This is a genomic window from Streptomyces geranii (genome assembly GCF_002954775.1).
Taxonomy (GTDB): Bacteria; Actinomycetota; Actinomycetes; order Streptomycetales; family Streptomycetaceae; genus Streptomyces; species Streptomyces geranii.
The window spans coordinates 1-24,735 of the sequence record NZ_PJME01000003.1 but is presented as its reverse complement, the minus strand read 5'-3'; the positions used below and the strand labels follow the sequence as shown (position 1 = coordinate 24,735).

General features: G+C 69.3%; 18 protein-coding genes and 1 pseudogene. 8 read left to right on the top strand and 11 right to left on the bottom strand.

All coding sequences use genetic code 11. The features are described 5' to 3' along the window. Nucleotides 1-160 precede the first annotated feature (160 nt). The 3 genes from CW359_RS05200 to CW359_RS05190 all read right to left on the bottom strand — a co-directional run bounded on the left by CW359_RS05200 (nucleotide 161) and on the right by CW359_RS05190 (nucleotide 5,313). Nucleotides 161-2,137 carry an ATP-binding cassette domain-containing protein gene (locus CW359_RS05200; RefSeq protein ID WP_105968562.1) on the bottom strand — a complete coding sequence of 659 codons (1,977 nt, stop codon included), beginning with the start codon at nucleotides 2,135-2,137 and terminating at the stop codon, nucleotides 161-163. Between the two features lie 78 nt (nucleotides 2,138-2,215). Next, nucleotides 2,216-2,974, bottom strand: coding sequence for an NUDIX hydrolase (locus tag CW359_RS05195; RefSeq protein WP_105968561.1), 759 nt, complete (start codon nucleotides 2,972-2,974; stop codon nucleotides 2,216-2,218). A gap of 131 nt (nucleotides 2,975-3,105) precedes the next feature. Continuing rightward, the gene (locus CW359_RS05190) at nucleotides 3,106-5,313 is read right to left on the bottom strand and encodes a glycogen debranching N-terminal domain-containing protein (RefSeq protein WP_408647453.1); all 2,208 of its coding nucleotides are present in this window, start codon (nucleotides 5,311-5,313) and stop codon (nucleotides 3,106-3,108) included. A gap of 484 nt (nucleotides 5,314-5,797) precedes the next feature. On the opposite strand from CW359_RS05190, the gene CW359_RS05185 reads away from it, so the two are divergent. Further along, on the top strand, nucleotides 5,798-6,019 hold the full coding sequence (locus CW359_RS05185) for a hypothetical protein (RefSeq protein ID WP_105968560.1): 222 nt from the start codon (nucleotides 5,798-5,800) through the stop codon (nucleotides 6,017-6,019). A gap of 280 nt (nucleotides 6,020-6,299) precedes the next feature. Here the strand turns inward: CW359_RS05185 and CW359_RS05180 are convergent, their stop codons facing one another. Beyond that, the gene (locus tag CW359_RS05180; RefSeq protein WP_105968559.1) at nucleotides 6,300-7,844 is read right to left on the bottom strand and encodes a DUF4192 domain-containing protein; all 1,545 of its coding nucleotides are present in this window, start codon (nucleotides 7,842-7,844) and stop codon (nucleotides 6,300-6,302) included. Nucleotides 7,845-8,044: 200 nt separating this feature from the next. Between CW359_RS05180 and CW359_RS05175 the strand changes: the two genes are divergently transcribed. The 4 genes from CW359_RS05175 (at nucleotide 8,045) to CW359_RS05160 (ending at nucleotide 13,765) form a co-directional block, all read left to right on the top strand. Further along, the gene (locus CW359_RS05175) at nucleotides 8,045-9,415 is read left to right on the top strand and encodes a site-specific integrase (RefSeq protein WP_232838233.1); all 1,371 of its coding nucleotides are present in this window, start codon (nucleotides 8,045-8,047) and stop codon (nucleotides 9,413-9,415) included. A gap of 83 nt (nucleotides 9,416-9,498) precedes the next feature. Beyond that, complete coding sequence (locus tag CW359_RS05170; RefSeq protein WP_232838232.1) at nucleotides 9,499-11,157, top strand: hypothetical protein; 1,659 nt, start codon at nucleotides 9,499-9,501, stop codon at nucleotides 11,155-11,157. Continuing rightward, a complete protein-coding gene (locus CW359_RS46270; protein ID WP_105968556.1) occupies nucleotides 11,154-13,334 on the top strand; it encodes a site-specific integrase in 2,181 nt (726 codons plus the stop codon). The genes CW359_RS05170 and CW359_RS46270 overlap by 4 nt, the downstream gene beginning before the upstream one ends. 11 nt (nucleotides 13,335-13,345) lie before the next feature. Then, entirely contained in the window at nucleotides 13,346-13,765 is a 420-nt protein-coding gene (locus tag CW359_RS05160) for a hypothetical protein (RefSeq protein ID WP_105968555.1), read from the top strand. A gap of 212 nt (nucleotides 13,766-13,977) precedes the next feature. Here CW359_RS05160 and CW359_RS05155 read toward each other — a convergent pair whose 3' ends face one another. After that, nucleotides 13,978-14,742, bottom strand: coding sequence for a hypothetical protein (locus CW359_RS05155; protein ID WP_157968498.1), 765 nt, complete (start codon nucleotides 14,740-14,742; stop codon nucleotides 13,978-13,980). 579 nt (nucleotides 14,743-15,321) lie between these two features. Between CW359_RS05155 and CW359_RS05150 the strand changes: the two genes are divergently transcribed. Continuing rightward, nucleotides 15,322-16,896, top strand: a complete 1,575-nt coding sequence (locus CW359_RS05150; RefSeq protein WP_105968553.1) for a serine/threonine-protein kinase — start codon at nucleotides 15,322-15,324, stop codon at nucleotides 16,894-16,896. On the opposite strand, the gene CW359_RS05145 is transcribed toward CW359_RS05150, so the two are convergent. Then, nucleotides 16,893-17,267, bottom strand: a complete 375-nt coding sequence (locus tag CW359_RS05145) for an SMI1/KNR4 family protein (RefSeq protein WP_232838231.1) — start codon at nucleotides 17,265-17,267, stop codon at nucleotides 16,893-16,895. The genes CW359_RS05150 and CW359_RS05145 overlap by 4 nt on opposite strands. A gap of 102 nt (nucleotides 17,268-17,369) precedes the next feature. Between CW359_RS05145 and CW359_RS05140 the strand changes: the two genes are divergently transcribed. Further along, nucleotides 17,370-19,040, top strand: coding sequence for an ISL3 family transposase (locus CW359_RS05140; protein ID WP_232838230.1), 1,671 nt, complete (start codon nucleotides 17,370-17,372; stop codon nucleotides 19,038-19,040). Nucleotides 19,041-19,118: 78 nt separating this feature from the next. Here the strand turns inward: CW359_RS05140 and CW359_RS05135 are convergent, their stop codons facing one another. The 5 genes and pseudogenes from CW359_RS05135 to CW359_RS46265 all read right to left on the bottom strand — a co-directional run bounded on the left by CW359_RS05135 (nucleotide 19,119) and on the right by CW359_RS46265 (nucleotide 22,769). Next, the gene (locus CW359_RS05135; RefSeq protein WP_105968551.1) at nucleotides 19,119-19,550 is read right to left on the bottom strand and encodes a PIN domain-containing protein; all 432 of its coding nucleotides are present in this window, start codon (nucleotides 19,548-19,550) and stop codon (nucleotides 19,119-19,121) included. Between the two features lie 377 nt (nucleotides 19,551-19,927). Continuing rightward, nucleotides 19,928-20,031 (bottom strand): annotated as a pseudogene (locus tag CW359_RS44945) (IS5/IS1182 family transposase); the annotation flags it as partial. Nucleotides 20,032-20,134: 103 nt separating this feature from the next. Further along, complete coding sequence (locus CW359_RS05125; RefSeq protein ID WP_105968550.1) at nucleotides 20,135-21,931, bottom strand: CHAT domain-containing protein; 1,797 nt, start codon at nucleotides 21,929-21,931, stop codon at nucleotides 20,135-20,137. 8 nt (nucleotides 21,932-21,939) lie between these two features. Further along, a complete protein-coding gene (locus CW359_RS05120; protein WP_157968497.1) occupies nucleotides 21,940-22,365 on the bottom strand; it encodes a hypothetical protein in 426 nt (141 codons plus the stop codon). A gap of 140 nt (nucleotides 22,366-22,505) precedes the next feature. After that, complete coding sequence (locus CW359_RS46265) at nucleotides 22,506-22,769, bottom strand: antibiotic biosynthesis monooxygenase family protein (RefSeq protein ID WP_232838229.1); 264 nt, start codon at nucleotides 22,767-22,769, stop codon at nucleotides 22,506-22,508. A gap of 390 nt (nucleotides 22,770-23,159) precedes the next feature. Here CW359_RS46265 and CW359_RS05110 point away from each other — a divergent pair, with 390 nt between their 5' ends. Continuing rightward, nucleotides 23,160-24,620, top strand: coding sequence for a pentapeptide repeat-containing protein (locus CW359_RS05110; protein WP_232838228.1), 1,461 nt, complete (start codon nucleotides 23,160-23,162; stop codon nucleotides 24,618-24,620). Nucleotides 24,621-24,735 lie beyond the last annotated feature (115 nt).

Sequence of the window (24,735 nt, the reverse complement as noted above, 5' to 3'; positions counted from 1 at the left end):
ATCTTTTGTCGGCTCCGCCTCCAACTCCCTTGAGGTCTTTGGTGAAAAGCACACGAAAGGGTGATCGCTCACCCCGTCGCAATTGACGCCTTATCGGAAAGAAATGGGCGTTCCCCGGGGAGTTGTGCGCAGGGCGGGACCGGAAGGGCGCGGTCGGTCGTCATCGGACCCTGCTTCGCAGGGTCGTGAGCAGATACGCGCAGAGCAGGGCAGTCAGCGACAACGCCAGTGCGCCGCCCACGGGTTGGGAGATCATCCGCGCCCCGGCGGCCAGGTACCGGTCGCCGCCGAACGGCCACTGCGCCAGGAGCAGTTCCCGCAGCCGCACGGAGAACCCGGCCGCGCTCCGCACGGACGCGCCCTCCAGGAGCTTCTGTACGAGCGGGACCACGACGACCGGTACGGCGACGACCGCCGCGAGGCCCGCGGTGGTGGACCGGAAGATGCCCGCGGCCAGCACGCCGGCCCAGGAGCAGCCGATCACCAGTCCGATCCAACTCGCGGTCAGCGCGAGCCAGTCCGCGGGAACCTTCGCCAGCTCCTGTCCGTAGACGAGGTAGAGCACTTCGGCGTCGCAGCCCACGGTGAGGAAGGCCAGCAGCAGCCCGGTGCCCGCGGCGACGAGGAGCTTGGCGGCGAGCAGTCCCAGTCGGCGGGGCACGGTGCCGCGGTCCGCCGCCAGCGCGGGGTGGCGGAACTCGTCGCCGAACGCGACGGCGCCGAGCAGCCCGGCGCCGAGCGCGGCGGGCGGCAGCGGCAGTTCCCGCGGCCAGGCGGCCAGCAGGCGGTGCTGCGGGGTGTGTCCGATACGGGCCAGGAGCAGGGCGACGAGCGCGGACGTGACGAGCACGGCGGCACCGGTCAGGAACCCGGTGCCGATCCCGCCGGCCCGGCGCAGCTCGTAGCGGAGGGGACGCAGGGGGCTCGGAGCGGGGCGGACGGAGATGGGGGGCGGCAGCGGGGGCGGGTTGTTCGGGGCTAGGGCGCCGGAGGGTCGCGGGCGGGCGCCCTGGGCAGGTGCGGGTGTCACCGGAGTACGGCCGGTCGTCGGCTCGGGGGCGGGCGTGACCGTCGGCGAGCGGTCGGCAGGCGCCTCCGGCTCGGGGGGACGAGTCGCAGGGGTTACGTCGGTTGACGCCGGGGTTGACGCGAGGGCGCCGCGCTCGACGGAGTCGTCCGCCGGGGGGAGTCCCGGAGTCGCGAGAGGAACCTCGACGGCTTCGGCCGGTTTCCGCCCGTCCTGGTGCGTCGGGTCGGCGCCGGAACACATGTCGCCGACCTCGTCGGCGAGTTGGTGTACGAGGATGCCGTGCCGGAACGCCGTCTCGCCGATGTCCGCGCAGGTACTGCCGTACACGGAGAGCCGGTTGCCGGACTCCCGTACGACCTCCACGGAGCGCTGCCCCGTCCTGGCCTCCTTCGTCAGCAGGGCGGCGAGGCGGGTGGCGTGGGGGCTGCGGACGGCGACGCGGGGGCGCAGCCGGGTGCGGGCGAAGTCCGCGGCCTCCTGGTCGGCGACGAGCCGCCCCTGGTCCAGGGTGATGATCCGGTCGGCGGTGCGGGCCGCCTCCTTGGGATCGGTGGTGGTGAACAGGACGGTGCCGCCCTGAGTCGCGTGGGCGCGCAGCATGCCGTGCAGCCAGTGGCGTTCACCGGTGGACAGGCCCTCGGTGAAGGCGTCCAGCACGAGGGTGTGCGGGTCGGCCAGCAGCGCGCAGGCCAGACCGAGCCGGCGGTCCATGCCGCGCGACAGCGTGCCGAGGCGTTCGTCGCGCAGGCTGACGAGGCCGACCACTTCGAGTACCTCGTCGGCGCGGCGGACGGGGACGCCCGCCGCCGCGCACAGCATGCGGAGTTGGCCGCGGACCGTGCGCGCGGGGTGCCCGGGCACATCGCCCAGGAGTACGCCGATCTCGCGGGACGGGTGGGCGATGCGGTGCAGTGGACGTCCCCTGAAGTAGGTGATGCCACGGCCCTGTTGGAGTTCGAGCATGAGCCTGAGCACCGTTGTCTTGCCGGCGCCCGGGGTACCGAGGAGGGTGGTGACGCATCCCGCGCGCGCCTCGAAGGAGACGTCGTCGACGGCGGAGGGAAGCTCCTTGCGAGGGGGGCTGGTCAGTCCGAAGGCCTGGATCACCCGTAGCAAGATAGCGCGTTATGTCCGTTTTATTGGGTGTGGCGGGGCCCACTTGACGGAGGCGTTCGGCTTCGTGTGTCAGACCTCGGGGCGCAGCATCGGCGGGTTGAGCAGGGTGGCGCCGCCGGCCCGGAACAGCTGGGCCGGGCGACCGCCCTGCCGGGTGGTCGTGCCTCCGGTGGGGACGAGGAAGCCCGGGGTGCCGGTGACCTTGCGGTGGAAGTTGCGGGGGTCGAGGGCGACACCCCACACCGCCTCGTACACCCGGCGCAGCTCGCCGACGGTGAACTCGGTCGGGCAGAACGCGGTGGCCAGCGACGAGTACTCGATCTTGGAACGGGCGCGCTCGACGCCGTCCGAGAGGATCTGGGCGTGGTCGAAGGCGAGGGGGGCCGCCTGTTCGCCGTCGCGGCCGTAGCCGCCCTGCTGGAGGAGTTCCTCGACGGGTGCCCAGCGGGCGCTGTTGGCGTCCCCGCCGGCCCGGGGGGCGGGCAGATCGGGGGCGAGCGCAAGGTGCGCGACGCTGACCACCCGCATCCGGGGGTCGCGCTTGGGGTCGCCGTAGGTCGCGAGCTGTTCCAGGTGCGCGCCGTTGTCCTGGGCCGGGGCGTCCGGGTCGTGGGCGCGCAGACCGGTCTCCTCGGCGAGTTCGCGCGCCGCGGCCTGCCCCAGGTCCTCGTCGGCCCGTACGAAGCCGCCGGGGAGGGCCCAGCGCCCCTGAAAGGGCGACTCACCCCGGCGTACCGCCAGCGCGCACAGGGCGTGACGACGCACGGTCAGCACGACCAGATCCACGGTGACGGCGAAGGGCGGGAAGGCTGACGGGTCGTAGGGCATGCGGCGATCATAGTCGTCTGCCTGACGATAAACACTCCCCTCTCCGGCCGCACCGATGACCGGTCCACGCCGGTCCGACCCGCGTGTCCCCGCCTCCCTCCGCTCTGCCTCCCAGGACATGTCGTACGAGGTCACGCTCCCAGTTGGAGTCCGGCGGCGGCCTCCTCGACCATCGCGACACCGAGGCGGCCGACCCGTACGGAGAAGGGCTCCCCGGCGACTCGCAGCCCCGTCAGGCTGATCTCACCCAGCGGCACGCTGCGGACCGGGCGGAGCATGACCGTGCCCGCCGGGGCGTCCGGGCGGATACCGGCCAGGGTGGTGAGCAGCAGCACCCCGGAGGCGGCGGCGGTGGCCGCCGGGCGGCAGGCCGCCGGGTGGGGCAACGGGACGCCGCCTTCGGTGCGCTGCTCCCCCGCGTACATCTCCGGGAGGCGGTGGCCGAAGGCCTCGGCCGCAGCGAGGAGACCGCGCAGCAGCGAGCCGGCCTCCCTCTCGTACCCGGCGGTGGCCAGGCCCGCGACGGCCACCGCGGTCTCCTGGACCCGTACGGCACCGCTGCGGTGACCGAACGGGTTGTAGCCCACCTCTTTGACGCCGAGGCCGCGCAGTCCCCAGCCGGAGTCCAGGGCCGGGCTGCCGAACAGCCGGGCGAGCTGTTCGGTCTGCACCTTGTCGAGCAGCCCGGGGGCAGGCTCGCCCGCGCCCAGCAGACCGGTGTCGAGCAGGTGGGCGGCCACCGCTCCGAACTGCGGCACGGGGCGCCCGTCCGGGGTGAGGGCCGCCGCCGGTCTTCCGCCGCCCCGGTCCTCGACCCAGAAGTCGTCCCGGAAGGCGGTGCGCAGTTCCTGGGCCCACTGCCGCAGTCCGGCACCACCGGGCCTGCCGTACGCGTCGAGGAGATCGGCGCCGAGCAGGGCGGCACGGTGTGCGTGGGCCTGTGTCTCGCTGCGCATCGGGCCGCCCGGCTGAGGATCGGGCAGGTAGATGCCGTCGCCCACGGTCGTGCGCAGCCAGGTCAGGCAGCGCTCGGCGGTCGGGAGCAGTTCCTCGGTCACCTGTTCGGGAAGTCCCCAGCGGCGGGCCTCGGCGAGGAGCACGGGGAAGAGCAGGGTGGCCTCCGTGCCCGTGCAGCCCGGCGGCAGGTGGGCGCCCGCGTCCCGACGCGGTCCGGGGATCATGCCGGACCTGGGGCCCGGTCCCGGGAGCTGGGTGCGGGCGAGGGTGCGCAGCGTGCCCGCCGCGAGCCCGGTGCCGAGGGGGAGCGTCATCCGGGCGGCGGCGAGCGCCTCGGCCGGGGCCATGCCGCAGCGCCAGGGTGCCCCTGCCGCGAGATGGGTGTCCGAGGGGTGGGCGGGGTCGCGCAGGAGCAGGGCCTGGAGGTCCTCGATGCTGGTGCCGAGGAGCGCCGTGACGCGTGGATCGTCGCCGGTGGCCCGGGCCTGGGCGAGGGGGCTCGTGGCCACGTGGCCCACGGCTCGGACGGGTCCCGCGCCGTCCTGCCGTATGCGCAGCTCCAGGGTCGTGGAACCGCCCGGGGGCAGGTCCAGCTCCCAGCGCAGCAGGCCCGCGGAGGCCAGCGCGTCGGACGGCGGCGGGTCGGCGGTGACGGCAGCACCGCCGGCCGCGCCGGTCCAGCGCAGGCCGGAGGCGTGGACGCTGGCGGGCAGTTCGGGGCCCGCGGTGCCGGAGGCGATCATGCCCAGGTCCGCCAGATCGGTCCCGAGGGACACCTCGACCGGCAGCCGCAGCGGTCGCGGTGCCGAGCTGTGCAGGGTGATGCGCTCCGTGCCGTCGGCGTGCCGGACGCGCTCGACGACGACGTCCGGGTCCGGCCCACCGTCCGGGGAGGCCCGCAGCGTCCCCACGAAGCGCGCACGGTCGGCGGCGGTCATCCGGGCCTGCACGGCGAGCGGTTCCCGACCGGCCACCCGAACCTGGCACCGCGCGAGCACCCGCCTGCCTCCCCGGTAGAACCCCTCCAGTCCCTGACCGGTGAGCTGTCCCTGATCCGTGGAGATCGCCAGCCCGGGGAGGGCGACGCAGATCAGAGTGGTGTGGGTCGGGGGGAGCTGGGCGGGTCGCCGGACGGGCGGAGGCGGGGCAAGCGGGGGTCGGACGGAGGGGGGCGGAGGGGGCGCCACGCCTCCAGCCGGGGGTGTGGAAGGACGTGCGGTGCCGGGGAAGCGTGGCTCCGGTCCGGTGCCTGGGAGGCGCGAGCCCGAGCCGGTGCCGGGGGGACGCGGCTCCGGTCCCGTGTTGGAGAGACGGGAGTCCGGTCCCGTGCCGGGGATGCGGGACTCCGGTGCCTTACCCGGGAAGCTCGGCTCCTGTGCCATGCCCCGGAAGCGCGGCTCCGAGTCGGTGTCCGGGAGCCCCGATTCCGGTCCCGTGCGGGGGAAGCGCGGCTCCGGTCCCTTGCCACGGAGGGGCGGCTCCGAGCCGGTACCGGGGTAACCCGGGTCCGGTCCTGTGCCCCGAAAACGCGAATCCGGTCCCGTGCCCGGGATACGCGAGCCCGAGCCGCCGCCTGGGGGACGCGGCTCCGGTCCCGTGCCGGGGAGACGCGAGTCCGGTCCCGTGCCGGGGAAGCGAAACTCCGCTGCCGTGTCCGGGAAGCGCGAGTCCGAGCCGGTGCCTGAGGGACGCGGCTCCGGTCCCGAGCCGGGGAAGCGCGAGTCCGAGCCGGTGCCCGGGAGACGCGAATCCGGTCCCGTGGCAGCGAGACCCGAGTCGGGTCCCGTGTCGGGGAAACCCGGCTTCAGTCCCGTGTCGGGGAAGTCCGACCTCGGTGCCGTGCCCCGGAGGCGCGAATCCGGTGCCGTGCCCGGGAAGCCCGGCTCCGAGCCGATGCCGGGGAAGCGCGGATCCGAGCTGCGGGGGTCGCCCGCGCTCCCGGGTGCTCCGCTGCCACCCACTCGCCAGGGCGGCGCGGGGGTGCTTGCGGGACGGCGGTCGTCGTCGGCGGCCGAGTGCGGGGTCGGCGAGTACATGGGCGGCTTCTTCTGCGCTCTGGGCGCCGAGGGCGCGCTCGGCGCCTGGTAGGGGGCTTCGGCAGGGCAGGAGTGTTGCGGCGGCTCGGCCCGTCCAAGGGTTCCGCCACGCAGGTGAACGGACCAGGGCTTCCCCGAGTCACGCCCCCGGCAGGACATGCCGACCGAATGGCGGTGAGGTGGGACTTGCGGCCGGCCACGCCTGGCGCCGGTCGGTTGTACGTGGGCCGCGCTGCCGTTGCTCAAACTCCGGTCGCGCGTCGCAGCCTTGCGGGACAGGCCGTCGGCCGGTCCGCGGCTGCCCTGGGACACCTCAATTGCACCACCCCCTGTCATGCATCATCCTCCTTCGCCCGGCGACCGCGGGGCGCGGCCTCCTCCGTACCCGGGTTGCGCCGACGTACGGCGGGCTTGCCCGAGGTCTGGGGGCGTGCCCCGCCCGTACCCCTGGCGCGGGGGCGTGTCTCGGTGCCGTCCGCGGATCCCGCCCGGCGTCGGCGCCTCGTGGCCGACTCCAGTGCGCGGGTGGCGCCACTGACCGAGGTCGAGCAGGACGGGGAGCCTTCCGCGATGTCGCTGAGGGGCGGCGGAGCTTGGGTGCGGTTGGTCCGGTGGTCGTCCTCGATCCCGTCCGGGGAGTCGATGTCGATACCGCTCGTTTCCTCGAAGCACTCCATCGGCGCGAACTCCTCCGGTCCCTCCGGCGCCCCGAATCCCTCCAGGTCCGCGAGCCTCTCCAGGTCCCCCAACCCCGCCCAGTCCTCGTCCCGGTCGATCCCCCTGTCCCCGTCGCCCTCGATCCGCGCGGCGACCTGTGCGGTTCGGAGCGGTTCGGCGAGCGCGGGCGTGCGGTCGATGCGCTCCGCGCGCAGTACGCGGCGGATCGACTCCGGGTCCAGGCCCTCGTTGCAGGCCTGGTGCAGAAGGCGGGCGAACAGGTAGCCGGGGTCCGCGCCGAGGGCCATGGCCAGGGCCTCCCTGGCCTCCAACTCGTCGCCGGTCGACCAGGCGACCCAGCCGGCGAGGGTCAGCGGCGCTGCCGCGTGCTCCCGGTAGGAGCCGACGCAGCGGCGGGCGAGGGCCCGCCAGAGGCGCAGGGCGGGGACCGCTTCGTCGTCCTCCATCCATTCCGCCGCTCGGTCGCGGGTCGTGCGGTCCTGGAGGCCCAGAATCATCGTGGCGGCCTCGTCGTGGGTGAGCAGTTCGTCGTCGCGGAGGTCCGCCAGGAGCGTGCCGGACGCGGGCGGGGCGTCGGCGAGTCGGCTCATGACCCGGCGGGCCTGTCCCAGGGTCTCGTCCGCCACTTCCTCGCGGCTCGCGCCTTCGAGGATCCGCGGTACCAGGCGGGCGTTCGCGTTGTGCAGCACCCGTTCCTGTTCCCGTGCCGCGGCGGTCTCCCAGGGCTGGAGCCTGGCCCGCAGTTCACGCAGGGTGCCCCGCACCTGCAAGCCGGCGTAGGTCGCGGCGGCGGCCAGGACCGAGGTGCCGGGCAGGCCCATGGACACTCCCTCGTCGGGGCAGCACTCGGGGGTCGCACAGCAGTAGGACCAGAAGCGGTTGTCGGCGATGCACAGCGCCTCGACCACGGGTACGTCGAGACGGCCGCACTCGGTGCGCAGCAACTGGGCGAGCGGGCGCAGGCGTTCCCGTACCTGGTGCCGTGCCTCGCCCTCCGCCGGTTCCTGGCAGAGATACACGACCATGCTCTCCGGCCGTGCGCCTCTGCGCTCGCTTCCGGTCACCAGACCGTGCGTCAGCTGCTGGGCCACGGCGGGCCAGTCGTCCGGGTTCGCGGGAATTCCGAGCCGGGCGCGACCGCCGAACCGGCCGCGTCCGTCCCGGTCGTGCAGCGCGACCAGAACGATGCTGTCGTCCATTCCCTATTGAATTAGTGTGTTGAAGCCGATGGGGAGGGCGGGAGCTTGTGGTTGAGTGGCGGTTGTTCTGGGTGTCCCCGGAGGGCAGGAGGCGTGGTTTTCAAGCGTCGCTGCCAGAGGGATGGGAGGACCTGGCGGCCCGGAGAGAGGCGGTCAGCCTCCGGAGCGGAGACCCGATCTTCCTGTCCCCCGACCACCGCGTGGATCCGGCGCTGTGCCAGTACGGGCAGTCGGGTGAGTTTCGACGATTGGCGGCGGAGAGCCAGCGCAACTACGCAACGGACACCAAGATTCTACTGACGTTCCTTTGGGGCCGAGGGAAGTCGTGGCGGGATGCCACAGCGAGAGACCTGGACGATTTCGAGGACTGGCGACGAAGAGCAGTAGCGAATCCGCAGCGAATAGGCGGGGCGAAATGGGATCGCGAGTTGGCGGCGTTCGCCCTGCTTTACAAGTGGGCCAAGCGCGAGGGCTACATTGCCCACGACCCGGTGCAGCTAATGGGCGGGTCGCAGGCGCGGGCGGTGGACAGCGCGGATGCGAATGTCCACTGGCTAACGCCGCGGACTTGGCGGTTGTGGCTGGACGTGGGGCTGCGAGGCCATGACCGTGACGGCGTGCCCCGAGCCGGATGGCCGGGCCGTCTGGAGGACCGGAACACAGCCTACGTGCGATTGTTGACTTCGTCGGGACTGCGTCGGCAGGAAGCGGGGTCGCTGCTGACCTTCGAGGTGCCCAGTGCTTCGCTGCCCGGGGGGCGTTACTGGCCGGGGCGGGTGGCGGGGGCAGTAACGCGCTCAAGGTCCACCCGCACGTTCTACGCGTCGTCGCAGGCGGTGGGCGACATCGAGTCGTACACCGTTTCCTCTCGGGCCTGGGCAGTACGGAAGGCCCAACGTGCGGGCCGGTACGACGGGTTGGCAATGCGGATGGTGACCGAGGTAAGCCGCCGCCCCCGGCCCGTGGTGGTCTGGCGCGAGCTGGATGGGACAGAGGGCCGTCTGGAGCTGTCCCGGCTGGGGGTGGCCAACCGGCTATTGCTGTTCACAGAGGGGCCGGATGGGCCGGAGCCGTTGTGGCTGTGGCTCAACGAGCAGGGTCTGCCGTTCTTGCCACATTCGTGGAACAACGTGTTCAGGACCGCGAACAAGCGTTGCGACGAGGTACTGGCGCCTGCGGAGGAGATGCGGAGGGTTGATCCGCACCGCGTATGGGCTCCGTATGCGACACCCCATTCCACGAGGCATTCCTTTGCGCTGTTCATGTTGGTGGTGCTCAACGAGGTGATGGACCGGCGCTATGGACTGTCGGCGGCGGAGAGGCGGGATTTCCGGCTGCTCTACGGGGATCCGTGGTTCCTGGTCCAGGGGCTGCTGGGCCATCAATCCCGGGAGACGACGGTGAAGCACTATCTGGCGCCGGTCCGGCATCTGCAGCTCATCTCGCTGCTGGCCAATGTCCAGGAGCCGCTCGCGGACCCGCTGCCGGACCTGGACGGGGTCTTTGCCCGGGTGGCCGCAGACGCGGTGGGCATCCAGGATATCGACACACGGATGGCGGTGGCCGGGTGAGCCGCCGCGGACGCCAGGCGTCACTGCCCGAGGCCGGTCATTCCCACGCTCGCCACGAGCCCCTGCAGGCCGACGGAGTGACTGTGGTGCACATCGATGACTACCGCATCGCCGTCATCTACGACTTCGGCCTGCTGCCAGTGCCTGACTCGCTGCAGCGGTCCCTTGCCGCCCTGTTCGCCAGCCGGTGTCGCCGGAAGTGGAAGTCCCTCCGGACGTCCGGCCAGGTGTGGACGTATGTGAAGGTCTTCGCCGACTTCCTGTCGCAGCAGGACCCCTGCCCCCAGGACCTGGATCAGTTGACGGCCGGGCTGCTTCGGCAGTGGCGCATGAGCCGTCAGGTCACCGTCAGCGGAGCGACCACGCTCGAGACGGTCCGTTCGCTGCTGCGGGATGACAGCCGATTGCAGTCCGGTCCTGTGGCGGACGAGCTCGCCCGGATCGTCCGCAAGCCGGTGAGACGGCAGGAGTCCTTCGAGGATGAGGAGTTGGAAGCGGTCCGCAGAGCGGCCCGGCCGCTCTTCCGTTCCGCGTTGCTCAGGATCGAGGAGAACGCCCGCCATCTGGAACGCTGGCATGCCGGGGAGTTTGCTGACGGGAGCCGGGAGTGGACCATTGGAGAGTGTCTGGAGCATCTAGCCCGCACCGGATCGGTGCCCACCTACGTATTACCCAGCAACCAGCGCACGATCCGGTCCAAGTACATCACCGCCCTGGGCGGGACGTCGCCCCAGGTGACATGGCAGCGCTTGTACTTGTCGAGGATGGAGGCTGCCTCATTGGCCGTCTTGCTGATGACCGAGTTCGGCTGGAATCTGTCGGTCATCGACCGCTTGGCGGTGCCGCAGGCCGCTGCCGACCAGGGGGCTGATGGGCGGCCCACCTATACTGTCGGCCTGGTGAAGCCCAGGCGGGGACCGGGGAATTGGTTCGAGAGCGAGAACGTCACCGACCTGGGGGCCAACTCCCCCGGGCGGCTGGTCACCCAGGCCCTCGCCGCCACGCGCTTCGCCCGCGCCAGCGTGGAACGGCGCGCCCCCGGTACGGACCGGCTGATCGTTTCTCGGATGTCTCGTCCTAACCATCGCCACGCTGTCACGCGTGCCGCGCCGGTCGGCCCATTCGCCTTCGGGGTGTCGGACTCAGATGTCGTCCGGTGGGCGGAGGCGGCTGGCCTGGCGGGTTCGCCGTTTCGGCGAGGGCGGCGGACGGTCACAGTGCAGCGTCGGGAGCCGGCCCAGCATTCGCGGGCCACCAATGAGCGGCACTATGTCCTGGCCGACAAGCGGGCTCAGCGCGAAGCGATACCAGTCATCGCCCAGGGTGCCGAGGAGGCCGTCCGCCAGGCCAAGGCCACGATCCTGGCGGCCGTGCTGCGGGATGCGCCCGAGCCCAGCGACGTCGAGACCGCCACAGCGGACTGCTCGGACCCGGAGGCAAGTCCGTGGCCAGCCGCTGGCGGAGGGTGCGGCGCCTCCTTCTTGCTCTGCCTGGCCTGCACGAACGCCCATGTTCATCCCGGGCACCACCCGCGGCTGACGCACCTGCACCAGTGCCTGGGGCATCTGCACTCCGTACTCTCGCCAGCGGCCTGGGCTCGTGACTGGGAAAACCACCATGCACGCCTGGCAGATCTCAAACGCAAGCTCGGTGACGGCGTCTGGCGGCAGGCCCTCGCGAGGGTGACGGACCGCGACCGCCACATCGTCGATCTCTTGCTGAACGGAGTGCTCAATCCATGACCGCCGTTGCCGTCGAAGATGATCCCTACCTCCTGCCTCTGCCCAGCCCGGGCACTCTTGTGGTGCCGCCGGGGCGTGTCTTTGCGTCCCACGCACACCTGAACTCCTGCTACTCGCACGGTTCCTGGTGCCTGGCTCCGCTGATCGAGAACCCCAGCCAGCATCTGGACTGGCTACATTGGCGCCACTGCCCGTCGGTCCTCGTCGAGGAGGTCAAACTCGCGGCCTGGTGCCTGATCAACGGCCGTCTGCGGCCGACCTTCGTCCAGAAACGCGGCAAGAAAGGGGGAAACGGGTCACGGCTGAGCGAACGACTCGGTGCCCAGGCGGTGCACGCCACGGTCGGGGAATGGATGAGACTCGCGCGGTGGCTGGCGAAGCGTGGGGTCACGAGCCTGGCGGAGTGCGACACCGCCGCCTTGCACGAGTACGCCAAACTGCTGGCCGTGGAACGGCCCGAGAAGCTGAAGCCGGGCCGCACGAAGGAGGGTCGCGGCAGGCACGAGGTCCTGGCAGATCTCGTTGCGCTGTCCCGGTTGTGGGCGTTCGACCAGCTCAGTGCCCGCCCTTGCGGGATCGGTATGCCTCCGTGGGAGGCGGTAGGTGTCGGCGACTACCTGCCCGCCGAAGACTGCGAGGAAGGTGTGGAGAACTCGCGTGAGCCCCTGTCACCGGCGACGATGGGACCGCTGCTGATCTGGGCCCTGCGGTTCATTGACGACCTGGCCGAGGACATCTTCGCCGCCTGGGCCGAGACCCGGTGCATCACCGAGACCGCCGAGGCCAATACAACCAGCAAGGACGGCCTGACGGCTCTGCATGCCTTCCTGCGGCCGGCCCTGGCGGGCAAGGCCCCTTTGCCCGCCAGTACGACGAAGAGCTCACCGACGCTCGCACGGCAGTACCTCGCCGCGCGGACCGGCGCCTCGCTTAGTCAGGTCCAGACAGCTGCGGACACTTACGGGTTGATGAAGCTTGCGGCGGAGCGGCCGGGCCCCTGTCCGCTAGACACCCCAGTCAAGGGAACGATCGCCGGTCGGCTCTGGCGGGAGTCCATTGACATGAACGAGACTCCCGAGCTCATGCAGTATCTGGGCACCGCGGCGTTCATCGTCTGTGCCTACCTGACGGGGATGCGTCCCGAGGAGGTGCTCGGGCTGCGGGCCGGCTGTTGTCCCGACCCCGAGCCGGAGGACGACGGCAGCATTCCGCGGCACCTGATCCGCAGCCACGAATACAAGGGTGTCCTTGACCGGGAAGGCAACCATCTGCCGGGGGGAGCCGAGCGGGACGTTCCGTGGGTGGCGATCAGCCCGGTCGTCAACGCGATCCGCGTGCTGGAACGGTTCGTTGAGCCCGGCGCTCTGCTCTTCGACAGCGGTATCCACCATCTGCGACGAACCGTCTCTTCGACCGGCTCGTTGCGGACCAGCTCCCTTGGCAGGCGGATCAAAAAGTTCGTCGCCTGGGTGAACAACGAAGCGGTCCGGCTCAGCCTCGCCAGCGAGATCATCCCTCCCGATCCGCATGGTGCAGTCGGCACGTCCCGGTTCCGCCGTTCCCTGGCCTGGCATATCGCACGCCAGCCCGGGGGGCTGATCGCCCTGGCCATCCAGTACGGCCACATGCGCACAGCGTTCGCCGACACCGACACCTCCGGCGGCTATGCCCTTCGCGGCCGCGGCGGCATCCACGAAATCCTGGCCGTCGAGACCGCCTTGGCCACCGCCGAAACGGCCACCGACCTGCGGGATCGCTTCGCCGGCGGCGAGGGTGTCTCCGGGCCCTCCGCCCGCCGGGCTCTGCTGACTGCCGCCAGCGCACCCCGCTTTGAAGGACGGCAGGTCAAAGCCGACTTTGCCCGCAAGTACCTCGCTCGCGACGGCGCTGTACTCTACGACAACCCGCATGCCCTCCTGCTCTGCCTCTACAAGCACGATCGCGCACTCTGCGCGAAGGACAGCAAGGTTCAAGCGCCGGCTCTGGATCGGTGCGTGCCCGGATGTGCAAACACCGTCCGCACCGACCAGCATGCCACCCAGCTCCGCCAGAAGGCGGACTGGATCGAGGGCCAGGCCGCCCATACTCCCCACGAACTCGGCAAGCGGCTGCGGGCAAACGCCGACCAGCTCCGTTCCTGGGCCGACGAGCACGACCGCACCCGCGTTACCCTCTAGGAGGCGAACTGATGAGCCCGGCTCTCGACGAACGCGGCCGGATCCGAGCAGCCATGGACCGAATCCTTGCCGGGAACCCAGAACGCTCCAACGGCGCTTTGACCATTGTCGCGTTGGCCCTCGAGGCGGATGTGCCAAGGAATGCCCTGACCCAGCGTCACCTGGATCTGAAGAACGAATTCTATGAGAAGGTCCGGGCCCGCGGGCAGACTCCCGACAACGAGGTTCGACTGCGCAAACGGATCGTCAAACTGAAGGAGCTACGTGCCAACGACACGAAGGAGCTTACGCAATTGCGCGCCGACGTCCAGGGGCTAGTGGAGGCTCTCACCACACTGGCGTTAGAGAACCAACAGCTCCGCGAGCAGCTCGCACTCCCGGCGGCCAACGTCGTCCCTTTTCCCGGCTTGCGACCGTCGCCGCATCGTTAGTGAGGTCACGCTTTCCCACGGATGACTCTTACAGCGCTTAGCAGAACGCGCCTTGCGGGCTCTTATCTCGGGTGCCTGGAAGGCTTCAGGCGTGTTGACCGAACTACTCACGAGTTCTCGCAGACCAGACGAGGATTCTGCTATCTTCCCAGCATGCCCGGTGAATAGCGCCCCGACAGGGATATGAAGCATTTCGTGCTGCCTGAGTTAGTTCAGCCGATTCGCCACGCTTCGATCAGAACCGCGACTACAGGATCCGCCTCCTGCCAAGTCACCCATGCGCGTTCGGCCTGGTCACGCTGATCGGCTCGAACGGCCTCATATCTGGCGTGGTGGTTCATGAGGAGTTGATCCATGGCCTTCCAGATGCGATGCAGATGCAGGCCCAAGTCAATCAGGAGTTCAGCGCTGGCATATGGCCACTGCTTCCGGGGAGGATCCATCATTTGCAGCAAGCCGATGCCCTTCGGAGCAGGGTGTCCGCCGGTGGAGCAGTGATTCCAGTACTCCTCGTTGGAGAACTTCCCGGTCAGCTTCCGCATTCTTGTCGGCGCGAACATCGAACGGACCTGCTCGGGCGTGCTTTCGAACCACCCGCGAGCATGGTCTAGGTCCTCGCTGAACAGTGCCAGCAGGTACTCACACTCGATGAGTTGACGGATCACTGCACCTACTGCGTAGTACCGCTCCTTCTCAGCCATCGCGACTGCGGCATCAGCCAGTTCGGTGCTCATGCATACGACCGTGGACACCGCACGGAACGCTGAGTAGCTCACCTCATCGGGTGTCGGTCGCAGCTTGGTGTCTGCGAGCTTGCCAGCCCCCAGCCAAGAGTCGACGGCAAGCCAGCTCTCGATGTTGACCATGGCGGCCAAGGTCGTGGATACGTACTGGTGCCGAGCGGCCCGATAAGCCTTATCCACTAGCGCGCGGCGCATCTCGACGCGTGCTTCTTCGCTCAACTCGCCAGGTTCCATGGCGCGACTCTAGCCACTGCAGTGCAGTCCCGACCGAGCGAACGGCCATGCCGGAGCACGGTTGCATAATCCGGTCGAGACCGAGATCTCGTAGTTCGGAGAAGGCATGTACGGCAAGTAGGTCCGAGGGCCCGTGCCTTCCGGATATCAGAGGCGTGTCGGGCACGGACGGCCCGTTGTTCAAGTGCCTCGAACGGGCGTTGATCGGTAAAGGTTGCTGCGGCTCGGATGGACTGCTGCAACATTTACTTCGGTGAGTCGAGGACCAGGCGCTGTGCAGCGCGCCATCACCGATCGGCAGGTTGAGGTGCGAACTTCGGAGCCCTGGCCGCACTTCCTGACCGCCCGATCGCTGGCCAGGATCTTGTACGCGGTGGTGGAGCCGACGCACGCTCACCTGGTGGCGGTAAGACGAGCGTGTCAGCGCCATCCCGGAGTGGACAATGAATCGATCGTTACCAGCACTCCGCATACGGCCGACAAGCCACCGGCCGGTCCTCGCGCTCCGGCGGGCAAGAGGCCCATACTCGGAACGGAACGGGGCCTCGGGGCCGACGTCGCACACGTGGGAGGGCAGCGATGCGGGGGATACGGCTGCGCAACCGGTACGAACTCGTCTACCGGCTCGGCAAAGGCGGCATGGGGGAAGTGTGGACCGCCCACGACGAGCACATCGGCCGTGACGTAGCAGCCAAACTCGTGCACCTGGTGAGCGACTCGGAGGATGACCAGGAACAGCGCTTCCTCCAGGAAGTCCGAGCCCTGGGCCATCAGATCCACCCGCACATCGCGATCCTTCATGACTGGGGGAAGCATGAGATTGAAGGCCGCCAGACCCTGTTCCTGATCATGGAGCACATCGAGGGGCAGGACCTGGCCTCGGTGTTTCGAGAGAACAAGCCGCCCTGGCACGACGTGCTGAATTGGGGGCGCCAGATCGCGAACGCCCTCGATACCGTCCACTCCTTCGATGTCGTGCACCGGGACATCAAACCCGCCAACATCATGCGGACCGACGGCGGCGTAATCAAGCTGCTCGACTTCGGCATCGCGAAGTTCCTCGACACCTCCCTCCGGTTGGTGCAGACCGGCAGAGAGGCCATTGGCACCGCCGCGTACATGTCGCCGGAGCATATCCAGCAAGCTGACGACCTCGACCACCGCTCCGATCTCTACTCCTTGGGCTGTCTCCTCTACGAGGGGCTGAGCGGAAGGCGGCCATTCCAGGAGGGCAGCCCCGACGAAATCCGTCGCCTACACCTCTGCGCCACGCCCGACCCGCTGCAGGTGATCGAATTGCCCACCGGTGCGGCGGATCTCGTCATGCGGCTGCTCGCCAAGGATCCCGCCGACCGACCGCAGAGCGCGGCGGATGTCATCCTCCTCATCGACACAGAACTGGACGCTGTCCGTACGCCCCCCTGGGCGGCTCCCAGGAACCAGGCCACCGCTGCCGAGGCGGCTGCCCTCCTGGTCCGGTCCGAGGCCGAAGCACGGGCGATCCGAGAGGAAGCGGAACGGTACGCGGGCAAGCTGCGGGCGGGTACCGAGGCCGAAGTGCGGGCGATCCGGGAGGAAGCGGAACGGTTCGCGGACGCCGTGCGGTCGGGCGCGGCAGCCCGGGCGCAGGCGCCGTCCGGGGTGGCGGACGGGTACGCCGCCGTCCGGCATCGGGCAGCGACACCCGCGGACGTGCGCCGACGAGGCCGTCCCGGTCGGCGGCCGCGCGGCCCGGTACGCAACCCGGCGGACGGCCCCGGAGGCACGGCCCCACGTCGCGACCCGGCCGGACCGGGCCCGCTCCGCGCTCCGGACCGGACGCCGCCGCAGGCCGCCCCAGAGTCCGTGGAACGACCCGATCCACCCGCTCCGGCTCCGCCGCGGGCCCCGCTGATGCTCACCGCCGCTCCGGCACGGCTCGCCCTCACACGGGCCTATCCCCTGCCGTGGCGTTTGACGTGGCACTCGCTGAGCATTGCTGAGTTGCTCGATGCCGAGTTGCTGAGGCAGTTCGTACGGATCGGGGCGTTCTACGGAGGCACGGCCCCACGTCGCCATCTGGCCCTACCGGGACCGCTCCGCGCTCCGGCTCCGCCCCGGGCCCCGCTGATGCTCACCGCCGCTCCGGCACGGCTCGCCCTCACCCGGGCCTAACCCCTGCCGCTGCACTCGCCGGGCATTGCCGAGTTGTCATCGACGTACAGAGATCCCGACTCGCCGTCGGCGACGAACCGCGTCAGGGATCGCTCCAGCAGTTCCAAGAACTGCCGCAGGTCATTGGCTACCTTGTCGGGTTCCGGTTCGTCCAGTGATGCCGTTTGCGTCCGATGAACCGATCCATCAGGGCCGACGACGTAGGAGAGGCCGCCGCCGTTTGAGCCGATGGCCACCTTCTGGTCCGCGCCGACAGCGACAGCGTCGTGCTCCTGGAGTCGCAGAAGGACGTCACCTGCCGGGTCGAGGAAGTAGCCGTTGCCGACGTCCGGCCAGGTGACGTCACCGATGCTGTCGTAGAAAGTGACCACGTCAGCAGTGATGAGGCCCGCTTGGGCCAGTGTGAACGATCGCGCAATTCGGCTCTGTCGACGATCTTGTGATGGCACCCGGCTGAACTGGGCATCTACCGGGTGTGCGGTTCAGGGGATTTGGGGCGGTTACTGCCTCCTTTAGCGGATGTGGTCGTGGAGTCCATCGAGCGGGCCGCTGGGGTGGTCACGTTTCGCACGTCGTGCAGGACGCTGCCTGCGAGATGTACGTCCTGTGCCATGCCTTCCTGGCGGGTGCACGGCCGGTACCTGCGCTGCCTCGCTGACGCACCCCTCGGTGCGGCCCCTGTCGTGATCGAGCTCTTGGTGCGGCGCTTCAAGTGCCTCAACTCCCGTTGCCCGGCGGTGACGTTCGCCGAGCAGATTGAGGGGCTGACCAGCCCGCACGCCCGCTACACCCCGCTGCTGCGAGCGGTGCTTACCTCGATCGCCCTGACGCTGGCGGGCCGTCCCGGGGCTCGGCTTGCCAACTCGTTGAGCATCCGCGTCGAGAAGGACACGCTCCTGCATCTCCTTCGCGCTGCCCCTGAGCCGCCTCCGGCCCAGGTCAGAGTGCTGGGTGTGGACGATTTCGCGCTGCGCAAGGGCGATTCGTACGCCACCATCCTCGTCGACCTGGAGGCCCGCCGACCGCTCGATGTACTGGCCGGCCGGGACGCCGCACCGCTGGCCGACTGGCTGCGCGGGCACCCCGAGGTGGAGATCATTTGCCGTGACCGGGCCGGCGCCTACGCGGAGGGCGCCCGCACCGGAGCCCCTCAGGCGAAGCAGATCGCGGACGGATGGCATCTGTGGCGGAACCTCGCCGAGGCGCTGGAGAGGACGGTCGGCGCCCACCACAGCTGCATCCGGGCCGCGTTCGCGACATCCCTGGTCACCAAGGTGGACGCCGCCGGGGACCTGGTCGCCGAGGAGCCGCCCATCGCGGAGAGCATCCCGTTCGTTCCGCCGGACGGGACGCTCGACTTCGCGGGCCGCCCGCGGCGCCTGGTGGCCCGCACCACCGAACGCTACGAGGCGGTGCAGCAGCGGCTGGCCGAGGGCAAGACCCTGGCCACGATCCGCCGTGAACTGCGGCTCGACCACTCCACCGTGCGCCGCTTCGCCCGCGCCCGCAGTCTCGACGAACTCCTGGTCAAGGCCACCAACCGGGCGACTCTACTGGACGATTTCAAGCCCTACCTACACCAGCGGTGGACCGAGGGCTGCCACAGCATTCCCCAGCTCCACCGCGAACTGCGCGAGCAGGGCTTCACCGGTGACATCCAGTGCGTCCGGCGCTACTTCCGCCCGTTCAAGAAGCCCCACAGCACCCTCCTCAAGGACCCGCCAGGACCTCCTCCGGAACCTCGGCCGGCGCCGAAGCCTCGCCGGGTCGTCCGCTGGATCATGACGAATCCCGAGCACCTCGCCGAGACCGACGCGGCCGAGCTGAAGGAGATCCGGACCGCCTGCCCCGAACTCGACGCCGCCGCACGCCACGTCCGCGACTTCGCCATCATGATGCGCGACCACCGCAGCGACCTCCTGCCCGACTGGCTGGACCGGGTCCTCGCGGACGATCTGCCCGCCCTGCACTCCCTCGTCAACGGCCTGCGCCGCGACATCGACGCCGTCACCGCAGCCTTTTCCACCTCCTGGAGCTCAGGCCAGGTCGAGGGCCACGTGACACGCGTCAAACTGATCAAGCGGAAGGGCTACGGCCGAGCCAACCTCGACCTGCTCCGCAAACGGATACTCCTCATGACCTGACCTGACCTGACCTGACCGGCCCCGGAGCACGGGATTTTCAGGAGAACCGGTCGCCCGAACGCGCTGGAGCTGACCTTCTTAACGTTCGAAGTCTCTCGCGGCGTCGTCCCAGCAGACGCTGCGGAGACCGTGATCGGCGTCCTCACCTGACGGGATGTCGGGAGTCGCCTGGAACCACACGACGGTCAGTGCAGAGTGGTGCAGCACCGACTCTCGTTCCGGATCGATCGGCTGAGAGGTGAACGACCCAACGCACGTCACTGCAGGCAGCAGTTCGACCGGGCCGAAACCACCAGCAGGGAGGTCGGGCAGGTCCCGGACCGGCGCGACCAGGTGCACCGGAATTGAGGGACGATCCTTCTCGACGCTCCTGAGCAGGCGCTCCAGCGTGAGGTCGTTCCAGCGCCGGAACGGGTACCCCTCCAACATTCCGCCATACGTCGAGGACAGTCGCACGTCCGAGAGCTCGATCGAGCGGCCTGAAGTGAGAACTATGTGCGCCAGTGCCATAGTCCCCAACCTACTGGCGCAACAGGACCCGATTGCTGGCCCCCGGCTCCGAGGCCGTGACAGTCACTCCAAGACTCCGACATCAACATCGCTGCGTGGATCACAAGATCTTCGCCAGAGCCGAAAAACTTGATCGTCGACAGGCAAGCGCGCGAGCCGTGGTTTGATCGTTGTGGCTGGCCAGCCGGACCTCGTTGGTGCCTGGGGGAAAGCCGTGCTGACGCTCGAACTCACCTGTCATTGCCGCGAGGGCCCCGGAGACTCTGTCTGCCCAAGAGGCCAGCCAAGCGGGTGAAAGCGAAAGGTCACTCATGAGGCCGGATCATGGCATGAGCCACGGACATCCATGATGGGACCAGCAGCTTAGCGCCCGCGTGTCAGCGCAATGCTCTGAGTTGTCGGTGGGTGATGAGGCAGCAGGCGAGCTTCAGGAGGCTTCGTGGATTTCGGCCCGCCGTTCCCGGACGATCTGCAGCGGCCGTGCTTGCCGTTCGGATCATGCCAGCTCGGGGTGGGACGCCCGATGAGCCGGCGGTGAGAGTGCGTGGGCCCTCTCCTGCTTGGCATGATCCGCCGAACGGGCCCTACGCGCCGAAGTGGGTGAAAGGGCCCCAGACTGTCGGACGAGCGCCGGAGGATGCGGCGTGGGCGACGGCGGTCCCGAGCGCGGCCGAGGGGGGAGCTCCGCGGGTGAGTTCCTCATGGAACGTGGACATCAACTGGACGGTCTGCGGGGAGTCCGGCACGGACCACAGGGCGGCGATCACGGAGCTTGCCCCCATGGCGAGCAGCGCCGCAGGGAAGCCGAGTTGTTCGCCGGGCAGCCGGGTTCCGATGCCGGCCAGGTGACAGGCGGAGAGGACGACCGTCGCGCCCCGGCGCAGGTCGTGTTCGAGGAGCGCGGACAGCGGCAGCGGGCGGCCCAGCAGCACCGCGGACTCCAGCGGGTTCACCGCGTCGAGCAAGCCGTGGCCGGCGAGGTGAACGAGGTTCGCGGCGGACATCTGGCGGGCCAGGTCCTGCGGCACGGGCCCCGTACTCCCGGACGAAGCGGGCGACCACAAGAGGCCGCGCAGGCGGTCCGTACTGTCCTCATTGACCGACTCCTCCTGCCCACGCAGGATCACGGGCGACACACCGTGCACGGCGGCCACCTGCCGGGCCTCCGACACGGTGAACGGAATCGGTACACCGCCCACTCCGTCGTGGTACCAGGGATCCGCCACGACCAGGGGTTCGATCTGCGACGGCCGGGGCCAGGCACTCGCGAACATCAGGGCGTTGCCGGAGGGTACGACGGTGAGGTCGATGAGGCCGCAGACCGGAACGCCGTCCACGGGGGCCGTGTACAGCGGCAGCAGCGCGCTCTCGCCCAGAGGGACCAAAGCAACGCGTCCGCCCGCGAGTTCCGGCCAGGCGGTGAGCAGTGGCTTCCACAAGGCGTCGCCCACGGCGGCGTGCGCCTCGCGCACCGCGTTGTCCCGGACCGTCTTCCGTCGCTCGTCCGACTCCAGGACCGCGCGCAGCTTCTTGAGCAGGTCCCGGACGGCTTCCAGCCCCAGTCCGGGCAGTTCGACGCTCTCGCACAACTCGCGGCCCGTCTCAGGTGCCTCCAGCCGGATCGCCGTCCCGAATCCGGGACCGGGTGCCACGTAGATGACCGAGCGGGCCACTTTGCTTGCCCCGAGAACGGCAGACACCGTCTGTGCCCCTGAGAGGATGTTCCCTTTTGAGAAGGCCGTGAGTGTCGCGTCCAGGTCGCCGATCATCATCTCGTCCGCCTGCGCCCGCAGCGCGGCGACGGTGTCGACGCTGGTGGTGTCCGAAAGGCTGCGTCGTGCCTGCTTGGCGGTCTCCTTCATATCGCGGTGGATCGCGCGCAGCCGCCGTAGGGAGTCTTCGCTGCCGAGGTAGGCGGAGAGTTCCCGTGCGATGGTGCGGTCGCCCATGCGCAGGCCGGTCAGGGACTCCGCGACGAGGTAGCCGGCCAGCGGGACCCCGGCACGGTGCGCCACGCTCGGTGCCAGGTCCGCCATCAGCTGGATGTCGGGGTGCAGTTCCTCGGGGAACGGCAGTCCACGCTTCGTGCATAGGGCGTCGAGCGCGACCACACCTGTACCGAAGGACAGGCTGGAGCAGGCCGCGAAGAACCATTGGCCCAGATCGGCGTGCATGCCGAAGGAGACCCGGGAACTGGTCAGCACGAGCGGGGCGTACCACGTCTTGCCCAGCGCCATTTTGTCGAAGCACTGCCGCATGAGCTTCCAGGAGTCGTCGACCACGGCGGCGGTGCCCTCGCGTTGGCCTCGGGCCTGCAATACGGCGATGGCCTGCTGGACCCGCTCGTATTCGGCCTCTCGGCGCGCGGTGAAGAATCCCATCACCGGGGTCAGTTGGAGGTGCGGGAGGGGGAGTCGAGGGCGGACACGATGGCGCCGGTGAGCGCGGCCGTGTCGAGGACCGGCGTGCCGTCCGGGCCCGGCGTGGAGCTGATCTCGATACGGACCTCGGTCCCCGGCGGCCCCGTGGTGATCGTGAACACGAGCGGCGGTACGGCCGGGTCGCCGCCCGGAACGCGGAACCCGAGCCAGGCGCCGGCCTTTCGGACGAAGTCCCCGATCTGCTCACGGGCGAGGTAGACACCCACCAGGTTGGCTGTGACCGCAAGGCCGTCGTTTCCGACGGACAGTACGGCCTCGGCCACCGAGGACCACTGTTCGGTGGAGCGGGAGCCGGTCTCCACCTCGTCGAAGTCCGCTTTTTCAAGCAACTCCCAGAAATCTGCCGGTACATGTACATACATGTGGTCACTCATGGTGTCTGAGAGTAGTCGCACTCGTCGGGGCGTGAGGGCGTCTTGTGGGATTTCAGTGGTTCCCGGCCGGGACATCTTTGGTCGGGAGTTCCAGGTCCGGCTTCGGTTTTCGGGCCCGTCTGCTGGATGACCTCGATGGGTCAGACGGTGGACCCGGAAGCGGCCGGCTTGGGACGGTTGCTGCAGGCCCGGTCGCTGGCTTGGTGGGACTGCTTCGTGGGGCCCTCCATCCAGGCATGAAAAGGTTCCTCGTCGCGCCAGCGAGTGTAGATGAGGTAGTTGGCGGTAGCGTCGACCAGGCGGAGAAACTCGAAGCCGTCGGAGCTCTCGACCACGCTGACGCGGGAAACGAGCCACGCCGCCCAGGAGGGTGGGGAGTCCGGAGCGGAGATCGAAGCGCGCATCCGTGCGGCGATTGCGGCGGGCCGCCCCCTCAGCCTCTGATGACGACGAGCCGGCGCCAGACCGAACCACCTTCGGAGAGCGCGTGACACCCACTGGACCACACCGCGCCCTCGTGTACGTGCACGTGCAGCAGGAACGCTGGCGCCTCATCGTGGCCCCGCTCGTCTCCGAACAACCGGAGGTCCGCGTCGAGGACCCCACCCGTGAAAGCGCGCGAGTTCCGCGATTCTGGAGCCTACATACGCCTCAACTCACCTGCCGTAGGCAGAATTTCGTCGGAACGCACGGAAGATTTCAGAAGCGCACGATTCAGTTCAATACGCCCTTCAGTGCCGCAGCGAAGATCTCAGTGCTGGCCATGTCGGAGACGAACTCGGCAACCAACGACCGTGCTCGATCGTCCTTCGGGTATGCCACACCCGAGCCCTGAACCGTCCCCGACTCCGCCTGACTGGCCGCACTGTGCCCACGGCACTACCCCGGAGGACACGGTCGGCTGCCTCGGCATTCACGCCCCTGGTCACACGGCGTGCCTCGCCCATCTGGCCGATGCCGACCGCGATGCCTACCTGGATGGCCTGACACCCGGCGCCGACATCGACCATCGCGGCACCTCCTTCACCGGACCCCTTCTCCATGCCCTCCTCAACGCCCTCCTAGACCCCGCCACCGGACACCCCCGCCTCGGCGAAGTCCGGTTTGACTCGGCGACCTTCCAAGACGATGCCCAATTCGTAAGGGCGACCTTCCAGGGCCACGCCTGGTTCGACTCGGCGACCTTCCATGACCTCGCATCGTTCGACTGGGCGGTCTTCGAGGGCCTCGGTCGGTTCGAGTCGGCGATCTTCAAGGGATACGCCCATTTCGACTCGGCGGCCTTCGAGGGCTACGCCGGGTTCAGATCGGCGACCTTCCACGACCTCGCGTGGTTCGACTCGGCAACCTTCCAGGGCATCACCAAGTTCGACTCGGCGACCTTCGAGCACCTCGCCCAGTTCGACTCAGCGACCTTCCATGACGCGTCTTTTGTACGGGCGGCCTTCCAGGGCACCAGCCAGTTCGGGCAGGTGACCTTCGAGGGTCACGCCTCATTCGGGTACGCAATCTTCCAGGGTGCCGCCCACTTCCGGTCGGCAGTTTTCGAGGGCGACGCTAGGTTCGATGAGGCAACCTTCGAGCGGCGGGTCGCCCTCGGCCCTTTGGTGTGCGCCGGGCGGTTTGTGCTCTCCGAGGCAATGTTCAGCGGCCCAGCGAACCTCTCGTTCGCCGCGCGCCGACTGGAGTGCTTGCGAACCCGCTGGACATCAACGGCCGAGTTGCGTCTGCGCTACGCCACAGTGGACTTCGCCCACGCTGTCTTCGAATACCCCCTCACGATCGCCGCGGAGGCCAATCCGTTTGTACTCCCCGACGGGCAGCCGGTGGACGAACAGGTTCTTGCCGATGCGCCCGACGCTGCGGTGCGGATGGCCTCGTTGCGCGGGGTGGACGCGGCCCACCTGGTCCTCGCCGACGTCGACCTCGCGGGATGCCTGTTCACCGGAACCGTGCACCTGGACCAGCTGCGACTGGAGGGCGCCTGCGTCTTCGACACGGTCCCGCCCGCAGTGCATTGGCGGGGCTGGCGCCCCGTACGGTTCACCCAGCGCCGCACCCTCGCCGAAGAACACCACTGGCGCGCGAGCGAGCCATCGGCGGCCCGGGGCTGGAACGTGGCAGTGCTCGGCGCCGGGCGCGTCGGGCCGTTGCAACTGGCGCCGGTGTACCGCGCGCTGCGCAAAGCGTTCGAGGATGGCAAGCATGAGCCTGGGGCCGCCGACTTCTATTACGGGGAGATGGGTGCGGCCTGAAAGCCGCTCAGGTCCAGTGAAGACATTCCAGAGGAAGGAGATCTTCCCCGCCAAGTGACCAAGGTGGCGGGCCCCCGGCGAGGCGTGCAGGACTGGTAACGGACCTGTGCGAAGC